Source organism: Bradyrhizobium tropiciagri (genome assembly GCF_018130505.1).
GTDB classification, from domain to species: Bacteria; Pseudomonadota; Alphaproteobacteria; order Rhizobiales; family Xanthobacteraceae; genus Bradyrhizobium; species Bradyrhizobium tropiciagri_B.
This window is the reverse complement of the sequence record NZ_JAFCKH010000001.1, coordinates 937,322-948,180: the sequence shown is the minus strand read 5'-3', so window position 1 is coordinate 948,180 and position 10,859 is coordinate 937,322. Positions and strand designations below refer to the sequence as shown.

At 63.9% G+C, this 10,859-nt stretch carries 10 protein-coding genes; 9 read left to right on the top strand and 1 reads right to left on the bottom strand.

All coding sequences use genetic code 11. The annotated features are described in order from the left end of the window. Both JQ633_RS35385 and JQ633_RS35380 read left to right on the top strand, forming a co-directional pair. Nucleotides 1–1,272: calcium-binding protein (locus tag JQ633_RS35385; RefSeq protein ID WP_211982680.1), on the top strand; the 1,272-nt coding region annotated here is incomplete at its 5' end. A 38-nt stretch (nt 1,273–1,310) separates the two neighbouring features. Next, the gene (locus JQ633_RS35380) at nt 1,311–3,215 is read left to right on the top strand and encodes a calcium-binding protein (protein WP_211982672.1); all 1,905 of its coding nucleotides are present in this window, start codon (nt 1,311–1,313) and stop codon (nt 3,213–3,215) included. A gap of 43 nt (nt 3,216–3,258) precedes the next feature. On the opposite strand, the gene JQ633_RS04375 is transcribed toward JQ633_RS35380, so the two are convergent. Next, on the bottom strand, nt 3,259–4,341 hold the full coding sequence (locus JQ633_RS04375; protein ID WP_249158750.1) for an ABC transporter substrate-binding protein: 1,083 nt from the start codon (nt 4,339–4,341) through the stop codon (nt 3,259–3,261). 164 nt (nt 4,342–4,505) lie between these two features. On the opposite strand from JQ633_RS04375, the gene JQ633_RS04370 reads away from it, so the two are divergent. The 7 genes from JQ633_RS04370 to JQ633_RS04340 all read left to right on the top strand — a co-directional run bounded on the left by JQ633_RS04370 (nt 4,506) and on the right by JQ633_RS04340 (nt 10,848). Beyond that, a complete protein-coding gene (locus JQ633_RS04370) occupies nt 4,506–5,474 on the top strand; it encodes a tripartite tricarboxylate transporter substrate binding protein (RefSeq protein ID WP_211982670.1) in 969 nt (322 codons plus the stop codon). A gap of 39 nt (nt 5,475–5,513) precedes the next feature. Then, nucleotides 5,514–6,221: a molybdate ABC transporter substrate-binding protein gene (locus JQ633_RS04365; RefSeq protein WP_211982668.1), complete on the top strand. Its 708-nt coding sequence runs from the start codon at nt 5,514–5,516 to the stop codon at nt 6,219–6,221. A gap of 190 nt (nt 6,222–6,411) precedes the next feature. After that, on the top strand, nt 6,412–7,146 hold the full coding sequence (locus JQ633_RS04360; protein WP_211982666.1) for a GntR family transcriptional regulator: 735 nt from the start codon (nt 6,412–6,414) through the stop codon (nt 7,144–7,146). A 53-nt stretch (nt 7,147–7,199) separates the two neighbouring features. Then, entirely contained in the window at nt 7,200–8,222 is a 1,023-nt protein-coding gene (locus JQ633_RS04355; protein WP_249158748.1) for a TRAP transporter substrate-binding protein, read from the top strand. A gap of 24 nt (nt 8,223–8,246) precedes the next feature. Beyond that, complete coding sequence (locus tag JQ633_RS04350) at nt 8,247–8,759, top strand: TRAP transporter small permease (RefSeq protein ID WP_211982664.1); 513 nt, start codon at nt 8,247–8,249, stop codon at nt 8,757–8,759. Nucleotides 8,760–8,773: 14 nt separating this feature from the next. Then, complete coding sequence (locus JQ633_RS04345; protein ID WP_211982662.1) at nt 8,774–10,069, top strand: TRAP transporter large permease; 1,296 nt, start codon at nt 8,774–8,776, stop codon at nt 10,067–10,069. Nucleotides 10,070–10,161: 92 nt separating this feature from the next. Further along, nucleotides 10,162–10,848, top strand: a complete 687-nt coding sequence (locus JQ633_RS04340) for a cyclase family protein (protein ID WP_211982660.1) — start codon at nt 10,162–10,164, stop codon at nt 10,846–10,848. Nucleotides 10,849–10,859 lie beyond the last annotated feature (11 nt).

Sequence of the window (10,859 nt, the reverse complement as noted above, 5' to 3'; positions counted from 1 at the left end):
GGCTCCGGCACCAACACGCTCTACGGACAGGACGGCAACGATACCCTGACCGCAGGCAGCGGGTCGAATACCCTGGTCGGCGGCATCGGCAATGACATCTACTACAGCAACAACACCTCCAACACGCTGGTCGAGCAGCCGAACGAAGGTTACGACACGCTGTACACCAGCGCGACCTACGTCCTGCTCGCAGCCAATATCGAAAAACTGGTGTTCACGGGGACCGCGGATTTCATCGGCATGGGCAATGCCGGCGACAACTGGATCCAGGGCGGCATCGGCAACGACTACCTGATCGGCTTTGGCGGCAACGACATCCTCTATGGCGCCGGCGGCCTGGGCAATGCGCTTCAAGGCGGCACCGGAGACGACACCTACATCGTCGAGAATCCTGGCGACACGCTGATCGAATTCGCCAACGAGGGTCACGACACGGTCCTGACCACGCTCACGCAGATGACGCTGCGCGACAATATCGAGGATCTGCGATATTCGGGGACCGGCAATTTCAGCGGGACCGGCAACGACCTCGACAATTTCATTCAGGGAAATGTCGGCAACGATCACCTCGTCGGCCTCGGCGGCAACGACAGGCTCGACGACGGCGGCGACGGGACGAACCTCCTGGAAGGCGGCACCGGCGACGATGTGTACATCGTCAAGAGCTCGGCCACCACCGTCATCGAACAGGCCAATGAAGGCCACGACACGGTGCAGACCACGCTGGACGTATTCGTGCTGCCCGCCAATGTCGAAGACCTCGACATCCAGCGCGGCTACGGATCGTTCACCGGCAACGATCTCGCCAACGTCATCCGTGTCCTCGGCACCGGGTCGACGGTGTACGCCGCCGGCGGCAACGACACGGTGATCGGCGGCGCCGGCAACGACATCCTCGCAGGCGGTGCCGGCAACGATACGCTGACCGGCGGGCTCGGCGGCGATGAGCTGGCCGGCGGTACCGGCGCCGATCGTTTCGTCTTCACGACCGCGAACGATGGCCAGGATCTCATCCACGACTTCAGCCACGCCGAGGGCGACAAGATCGACGTCTCGCAATTGCTAGCCGGGCTCGGGCCGATCGGCGCCGATCCCTTCACCAACGGCGTGCTGACGTTTCAGCCGATCGCGGCCTTCGGCAGCACCGGCGTGCCGGCGACGCGTGTCACGTTCGATGCCGACGGATCGGCCGGCGCGGCGGCACCGACCTCACTCTTCATCGCAGCCGGCAGCACCGCGATGTTCGACCACAGCGATTTCATCCTCGTTTAATTGCAGGCTCCGCCCCCTCCGCTGATTTGGAGAAGTGAATGTATATTGAAGGCACCGACGGTCCCGACAATCTCAACGGGACCGATTCGGATGATCAGGTCGTCGGCAAGAAGGGCGACGACTATCTGTTCGGCTTCGGCGGCAACGACCTCTTCACCTTCTACGGCGGACACGGAACAACCAGCCCCGGCGGCCCCATTGACGGTGGCATGGGAGTTGGCGATGGCGCCGACGTCGTCGATGGAGGAGCGGGCAACGATACGTTCCAGGTCAACGCCGACTATCTCGCGACCTTGAACGGACGAAATAGCGACACCTACGTCATGGCCTATGAGCTGCATGCCGGCAGCGACGGGTCCGCGTTGTTCACACGCTCGCAAGGTTGGGACAACTATGGCGCGCCAGTTATCAGCGGCACCGAGTATTCGACGGTCACGCTGAAGTCGGTTGAAAATTTCAACTTCATTGCCACCCGTGCGGAAGCGCCTCAATCCTTCTACCCCATCTCCTATTTCACAGTAGATCTGGTGACGATCGGGGATCTGTCATCGACCGGCCTGACCGGCCAGGTCTATGTCGATACCGGATCCGGGAACGATGTCGTGGACGCACATGCGGCGACAACCCCGATCCTCGTGTTGGGCGGCACGGGCAATGACACGCTGACCGGCGGCTCCGGCACCAACACGCTCTACGGACAGGACGGCAACGATACCCTGACCGCAGGCAGCGGGTCGAATACCCTGGTCGGCGGCATCGGCAATGACATCTACTACAGCAACAACACCTCCAACACGCTGGTCGAGCAGCCGAACGAAGGTTACGACACGCTGTACACCAGCGCGACCTACGTCCTGCTCGCAGCCAATATCGAAAAACTGGTGTTCACGGGGACCGCGGATTTCATCGGCATGGGCAATGCCGGCGACAACTGGATCCAGGGCGGCATCGGCAACGACTACCTGATCGGCTTTGGCGGCAACGACATCCTCTATGGCGCCGGCGGCCTGGGCAATGCGCTTCAAGGCGGCACCGGAGACGACACCTACATCGTCGAGAATCCTGGCGACACGCTGATCGAATTCGCCAACGAGGGTCACGACACGGTCCTGACCACGCTCACGCAGATGACGCTGCGCGACAACATCGAGGATCTGCGATATTCCGGCAGCGGCAATTTCAACGGGACCGGCAACGACCTCGACAATTTCATTCAGGGAAATGTCGGCAACGATCACCTCGTCGGCCTCGGCGGCAACGACAGGCTCGATGACGGCGGCGACGGGACGAACCTCCTGGAAGGCGGCACGGGAGACGATGTGTACATCGTCAAGAGTTCAGCCACCACCATCATCGAACAACCCAACGAAGGCCACGACACGGTGCAGACCACGCTGGACGTGTTCTTGCTGCCCGCCAATGTCGAAGACCTCGACATCCAGCGCGGCTACGGATCGTTCACCGGCAACGATCTCGCCAACGTCATCCGTGTCCTCGGCACCGGGTCGACGGTGTACGCCGCCGGCGGCAACGACACGGTGATCGGCGGCGCCGGCAACGACATCCTCGCAGGCGGTGCCGGCAACGATACGCTGACCGGCGGGCTCGGCGGCGATGAGCTGGCCGGCGGTACCGGCGCCGATCGTTTCGTCTTCACGACCGCGAACGATGGCCAGGATCTCATCCACGACTTCAGCCACGCCGAGGGCGACAAGATCGACGTCTCGCAATTGCTTGCCGGGCTCGGGCCAATCGGCGCCGATCCCTTCACCAACGGCGTGCTGACGTTTCAGCCGATCGCGGCCTTCGGCAGCACCGGCGTGCCGGCGACGCGTGTCATGTTCGATGCCGACGGATCGGCCGGCGCGGCGGCACCGACCTCACTCTTCATCGCCGCCGGCAGCACCACGATGTTCGACCACAGCGATTTCATCCTCGTGTAGTCTGGAACGCGGCGCGCGACATCACGCGTGATGGCCACGGCCGTCAAACGCGGAAGATGCGCGTGTAGCGTGCCTTGATCTGCTCGCCTTCCCGCTCCACCGCGGCGGCGTCGTCCTTCATCGTCTTGATCTCCTTCAGCGGCCTGCGTCCCGCTTTTTCCTGGGCCTGCGCGTGCACCGAACGCAGGCCGCCGAAATCGATGTTGAGCTGCTGTCCCTCGCGCCCGAGCGCGAACGACTGAAACAGCCGCGCGGCATTCGGGTGCGGGCAATCCTTGAAGATGCCGTTCGGGCCGACGATGATCGGAGAGCCTTCGCTGGCATAGACCGGCTCGACCGGGCGGCCCGCCTCCTTCATCTGGAAGATGTTGTATTCGTTGCCGTCCGCCATCACCGCGCGCTCGCCGAGATCGAGCTTCTTCGGCGGATCGGTCGAGGACTGCACCTGCATGATGTTCTGCTTCGCCAGCTTCTCGAAATAGCCCCAGCCGAGATCGCGCTGCATCTGATAGGTCGCGGTCATGATGGTGCCGCTGTAGCCGGGATGCGCCTTGACGATCTTGCCCTTCCATTTGGGATCGAGCAGATCGGCAAAGCTCTTCGGCGCCTCCTCGGCCTTCACCAGGCTGGTGTTGTAGGCGATGATCGACAGCCAGACGCGGAAGCTCGCGAACTGGCCGTCGGCGTCGCGATGCTCGTCCGGATAGAATTTGGCGACATCCTCTGGAACGTAGGGCGCCAGGATGCCGTCGCGTTTCCACACGATGAAATGCGCCGCGTCCGACGAGTTGACGACATCGACCGCGTGAATGTTGCTGGAATACTCCTGGCCGATCCGCTGGAACACGCGCTCCGCGCCGGTGCGCTCGACGCGCACGGCAATTCCCGGATATTTCGCCTCGAACGCCCTCGCCAGCTTCTCGGCGACCGGCAGGTCGGTCGAGGTATAATAAACGACCTGCCCTTCTTTCTTCGCGGCGTCGATCAGCGCCGGCGTGACCGGTTCGGCCGCGGGCGCAGCGGCCATGACGCGGGTCGACAGCGCGGCGCCTGCCAGCACCGCGCCGGTGCCCTTCAGCAGATCGCGGCGCGACAGCCCTGAAGGTTTCGCTGGATGTTTCCTCATCTTGTTCCCCGCACGTGGTGGCGAAGTTGGATACACCGCCCACCCGACCTTATTCCGATGCGGGAAACGGAGTTCTGTCGTCGACAGCGGCTTGAGGTTGCCGCTAGACTTCGCGGCAAGAAACAAGACTTAAGTCGGGGGAGACGATCCATGACGAGCTTGCAATGACGGGCTTGAGGCATGCCTTGGCGCTCGTCGCAGCGCTGCTGATCGGCACGATCACGGATTTGCGTGCCGAGGATTATCCTGCGCGCCCGGTCAGGATCGTCGTTCCGTTCGGCCCCGGCGGCCCGGCCGATGTCGTCGCGCGACAGATCGGCAGCATCCTGCAGGAGAACCTCGGCCAGCCCTTCGTGGTCGAGAACCGCACCGGCGCCGGCGGCGTGATCGGCACGCTCGAGGTCGCGAAGGCGCCGCCCGACGGCTACACCCTTCTCATGATGTCGAATACCCAGACCGCGAATGAATCGCTGGTGCCGCAGCGCAAATATGAGCTGATGCGGGACCTGACACCGATCGCGCCGCTGAACTCGTCCGATCTGGTGATCGTGATTCACCCGGCGGTGCCGGCGAAGACCCTGCAGGAATTCATCGCGCTGGCGAAATCCCAGCCCGGCAAGCTGAACTATGCCTCGTCCGGCCAGGGCACGCCGTATCACATGGCCGGCGAGCTGTTCAAAGCCATGGCCGGGATAGATCTCGTCCACGTGCCCTACCGCAACAGCGGCGAAGCCCGCAGCGGTGTCATCGGCGGACAGGTCCAGATGATGATCGATGCCGTTCCGGCCATGGCGCCGAACATCGCCGAGAATCAAGTCCGCGCGCTCGCCACCACCGGCACGACCCGCTCGAACGTGCTGTCCGCCGTTCCGACGGTCATCGAGGCCGGCGTTGGCGGCTACGAGGCCACGATCTGGCTCGGCCTGATGGCGCCGGCGGGAACGCCGAAGCCGATCATCGACAAGCTCAACAAGGCGGTGAACGCGGCGATCAAACGCCCGGACGTCGAAAAGCTCTGGGCGATGCAGGGCGCAGTGCCGATGGCGATGACGCCGGAACAGTTCGACAAATACCTGCGCGACGACATCGTGAAGTGGGCCGACGTCGTCAAGCGGCTCGACAAGACCCAATAGATAAGCCGGCGACAAGACCGTGACGATGGAACAATGTGCATGACGAGCCTGAAGATCCTCAGCGGCGGCGCGGCGCAAGGCCTGGTGGGCAGCCTCGCCGCCGACTTCAAGGCCGAAATCGGCTTTGACATTTCCGGCGAGTTCGGCGCGGTCGGCGCCATGGCGGACAAACTGCGCGCCGGCCTTGCGACCGACATCGTCATCCTCACCGCCGCCCTGATCACCAGGCTCGCCGACGAAGGACTGGTGCTGCGCGGTTCGACCTCCGATATCGGCCGCGTCGAAACCGCCCTCGCGGTTCGCGCGGGCGATCCGCCGGCGAGCGCCGGCGATGCCGCCGGCTTGCGCGCGGTGCTGCTCGCCGCGGATGCGATCTTCGTGCCCGACATCAAGGCATCGACCGCCGGCATTCACGTCGCCAAAGTGCTCGCACAGCTTGGCATTGCCGACGACGTCGCCGACCGGCTGCGCGTGTTTCCGAACGGCGCCACAGCCATGCGGCATCTGGCCGAGTCCGATGCCCGTCGGCCGATCGGCTGCACGCAATCGACCGAGATCATCAGCACCAAGGGCGTGGTGCTGTCGGGGGCCCTGCCGCCGGGATGCGAGCTCGCGACCATGTACTCCGCCGCCGTTGCGACCCATGCATCAGCCGCCGCGCAGGCGGAGCGGCTGATCGCATTGCTGACGTCGCCCGAGACATCGGAGCTCCGCAAGCGGGCTGGCTTCGTGTCGGAACGGGCGTAGGGACGCGCCAACTGCGTGAGGCCGGTCGACGGTCCATCGACCTCATCGGCGCTGCGCCAACGGTTGAACACCGACAGCTTGCGATCATCGGTCACGCGAAATCTCCATTCGGCAGCAGATGCGATCCAACTCTTCGCGATTGCCGTCGGGGCTTGCTTCATATACTAATATATCAATCACGGGAGCAGAGATGCCCGCGCGCGTGCCGAAGACATCCGAGTTTCGCGCCCCGGCCGGCCACAGGCGCGGCGGCCGGCCCCGCACGGCGACGGCCGCCGGGCGGATTTACGCCGAGCTGCGCGCCGAACTGGTGTCGCTGCAGCGCCGGCCCGGTGATCCGATCCTCGAAGCCGAGATCGCCATCTCCTACGGCGTCAGCCGCACGCCGGTGCGCGAGGCCATTCTGCGATTGGCAGATGAAGGCCTGATCGAGATCTTCCCGCAATCGGGCATCTTCGTCTCGCGCATCCCGCTCGCCTCGCTTCCGGAGGCGATCATCATCCGCCGCTCGCTCGAGGAAACCACGACGCGCATGGCGTCCGGACGCGCCAGCGCCAGCCAGATCCTCGGGCTGCATGCCATCATCGAGCGCCAGCGCGAGGCCGATAGGGCCGGAGATCGCGAGGCATTCCATCAGGCCGACGAGGCCTTCCACGCCGCCATCGCTGACATCGCCGGACATCCAGGCATCTGGAAGCTGATCCTGCAGGTGAAGATTCACGTCGACCGCTTCCGGCAGCTCACCCTGCCGCAGCGCGGGCGGATGGCGGAGGTGATCGCCGAGCACGAGGCCATCATGTCCGCGATCGAGGCCCGCGATCCGGCCGCGGCTGGAGCCGCGATGGCGCGGCACCTCGAGCGACTGCTGGCTGACATCTGCGCCACCCGGCACAACAATCCGGAGTTCTTCGACCAGCCGAACTAGCCGACATAACGGTCGACAAAAACGTCGACCAGGCAATCAGGGAAGGAAACGACATGAACGCACGCCGATCGCAGCGCCCTGCGGGGATCAGCCGTCGCGACCTCATCGGCATCGGCGCCGGCCTCTGCGCGGCAGCCGCGACCTCGACGCCGGCGAACGCGCAGTCGAAAGCGGTGTTCAAGGCATCCGACGTCCAGCCTCCCGGCTATCCGACCGTGGTCGCCACCGAAAACCTCGGCAAGAAGCTTTCGGCTGCTACCAATGGCCGTCTGTCGGTGCAGATGTTCCCGTCGATGCAGCTCGGCGGCGAGAAGGAGACCATCGAGCAGACCCAGATCGGCGCGATCCAGATGCTGCGTGTCAGCGCGGGATCGATCGGCCCGATCGTCGACGACATCAACGTCGTCAACATGCCCTTCCTGTTCAAGAACATGGCGCACGCCGAACGGATGATGGACGGCCCGATCGGGCAGGAACTGCTGGACAAGATCACGGCCAATGCCAATGCCGGCCTGGTCGCGCTGTGCTGGATGAATTCCGGCGCGCGCAGCCTCTACAACACCAAGCGGACGATCAAGGCGATCGCCGACATCAAGGGCCTCAAGTTCCGGGTGATCGGCAATCCGATCTTCGTCGACATGATGAACGCGCTTGGCGGCAACGGTGTCGCGATGGGCTACGACCAGGTGTTCAGCGCGCTGCAGACCGGCGTGATCGATGGCGCGGAGAACAATCCGCCGAGCTACGTCTTCAGCAATCACTATACGGCGGCCAAGCACTTCACCCTCACCGAGCACCTGATCGTTCCCGAGGTGCTGGTGTTCTCGAAGCGCACGTGGTCCGCGCTTTCGCCCGACGATCAGGCGCTGATCAAGACGTCTGCGCGGGAAGCGCAGATGGAGGAGCGCGTGCTCTGGAACAAGTATGAGCAGGAGGCGATGGAGAAGGCCAGGGCCGCCGGTTGCGAGATCGTCGAGATCGCCGACAAGGCGCCGTTCCAGGCCGCGGTGAAACCGGTCTGGGACAAATACGGGCCGAAATACCAGAGCATGATCGCGCGTATCCAGTCGGTCTGATCCGACCCAGCACGGGACATCGACATGGCCGGACCCTATCGCCGCGCGATGGATTATCTGTACCTTGCCTGCGTCGTCACGGGATGCGTGGCGCTGATCCTGATTTCGGCCGTGATCCCCTGGGCGGTGTTCACGCGCTATGTGCTGAACAGTGCCGCGTCCTGGCCCGAACCGCTCGCGGTGCTCCTCACCATCGTCGTGACGTTCATCGGCGCGGCGGCGGGGTATCGGCTCAACCTGCACATGAATGTCGGCTATTTCGTCGGCAAGCTGCCGGACCGGCTGCAGTCCCTCGCCGACCTGATCGTCCAGCTGATGATGGGTGCGATCGCGCTGTTCATGATCATCTGGGGCTGGCGGCTCGTCGAAGTGACCTGGCACAACACGATCGCCGACTTTCCCTTTCTCTCCGTCGGCGTCACCTATCTTCCGATCCCGGTCGGCGGCCTCTGCCTGCTGCTGTTCATCATCGAGCGGATTTTCCTCGGCGCGCCACCCGACCCGATCGCGCAGCATCGCGATGTGCCGATCGACTGATTGGGAGGGCCACGATGGATATCTTCATTCTTCTCGCGACGATGCTGATCTGCTTTCTGATCGGAATGCCGATCGCCTATTCGCTGGCGATGGCGGCGATCGTCGGCGCGCTGTCGATCGGCATCCCGCTCGAGGCGGTGATGCTGAAGATTTCCGACGGCGTCAGCAAGGTCGCGATGCTGACGATCCCGTTCTTCGTGCTGGCCGGCGCGATCATGGCGGAAGGCGGCATGGCGCGGCGGCTGGTGGCGTTCGCCGACGTGCTGGTCGGCCTCACCCGCCTGCGCGGCGGGCTCTCGATCGTCAACGTGCTTGCGACGACGTTCCTGAGCGGCATATCGGGCTCGGCCGTCGCCGATACCTCCGCTATCGGCTCGGTGATGATCCCGCAGATGGAGAAGAACGGCTATCCGCGGGTGTTCGCGACCAACCTGACCATCACCTCGTCCGTGCAGGCGCTGCTGGTTCCACCGAGCCATAACGCCGTGCTCTATTCGCTCGCCACCGGCGGGACGATCTCGATCAGCGCGTTGTTCATGGCCGGCGTGTTTCCCGGGCTGCTGCTCGGCTTCGCGCTGATCGTGCTGTGCCTTGCCATCGCCTATCGCGAGAAGCACCCGCACGGCCAGGCCGTGCCGGCCAAGGACGCGGTGCGGATCGCAATCGATGCGGCGTGGGGATTGATCACACTCGTCATCATCCTCGGCGGCATCCTGGGCGGCATCTTCACCGCCATCGAGGCCGGCGCCGTCGCCTGCATCTGGGCCTTCTTCGTGACCATGTTCATCTATCGCGACTATCGCTGGCGCGACCTGCCGGTGCTCTTGCACCGCACGTTGCGGACGGTCGCGATGGTGATGACGCTGATCGCCTGCGCCTCCAGCGTCGGCTACATCATGGCGCTGACGCAGATGCCGGCCAAGATGACCGCCTTCTTCCTGTCGATCTCCGACAACAAATACGTCATCCTGTTCCTGATCAACGTCCTGCTGCTGGTGCTCGGCACGCTCGTCGACATGGCGCCGTCGATCCTGATCGCAACGCCGATCCTGTTGCCGGTGATGAAGAATTTCGGTGTCGACCCGGTGCATTTCGGCATGATCATGCTGCTCAATCTCGGCATCGGCCTGTGCCATCCGCCGGTCGGCGCGATCCTGTTCGTCGGCTGCGCGGTCGGCAAGGTCACGATCGAGCAGGTCATGCGCAAGATCTGGCCATTCTACGCCGTGATGTTCTTTGTCCTGATGTGCGTGACCTATTTGCCGGAAATCTCGCTGTGGCTGCCGCGGCAGCTTCAACTCTTGCACTAAATGCTCCGGCATCTTGCGGAAGCGCGGTAAACACGTCAGCATTGCCGCCAGAAGCGCGCCTGCGCCAGCTCCGTCAAGAAAGGGCACCCATCGTGAGGATCGTCGACCTGAGCCGAGAGCTCTATCACCGCACCCCGAGCTATCCCGGCCATCCCCCCATCATGCATGGGATGTGGAAGAACCACGAAGAGGCCCTCGCGGAGTCCAGAAACGTCTACGGTCTGTCCTCGATGTTCATCTCGATGCCCGATCACGGCGGCACCCACATTGATGCCCCCCGGCATTTCGGCCCGAGCGGCATACCGATCAATGAATATCCGCTGGAGAAATGCATCGTGCCGGGGATCTGTCTCGATCTCAGGCATATCGCGCCGCGTGCCGAGATCACGGCCGGCGATCTCGAAGCCGCGGTGAAGACAACCGGGCTGCCGGTACCGAAGGGCGGCACGGTGCTGCTCTGCACCGGCCATCATGCGCGGACGTTTCCCCGCAAGGAATATTCCACCGACAATTCAGGCGTGAACGTCGCGGCGACCGAATGGCTCGCCGCGCAGGGCATCGTTCATTTCGGCATCGACTCGATGCGGCCCGGTCCCGATAGCGACGTGAACCTGCTGGTGCACAAGGCCTGTCTCGATCTCGACATCACCCACATCGAAAGCCTGTGCAATCTCGAGGCGCTGCTCGGCCAGGGACAATTCACCTTCATCGGCCTGCCGATGAAGTGGCGCGAGGGAACGGCGTCGCCGATCCGCGCGGTCGCGGTGTTCGACCTGTAAGGTCACGATAT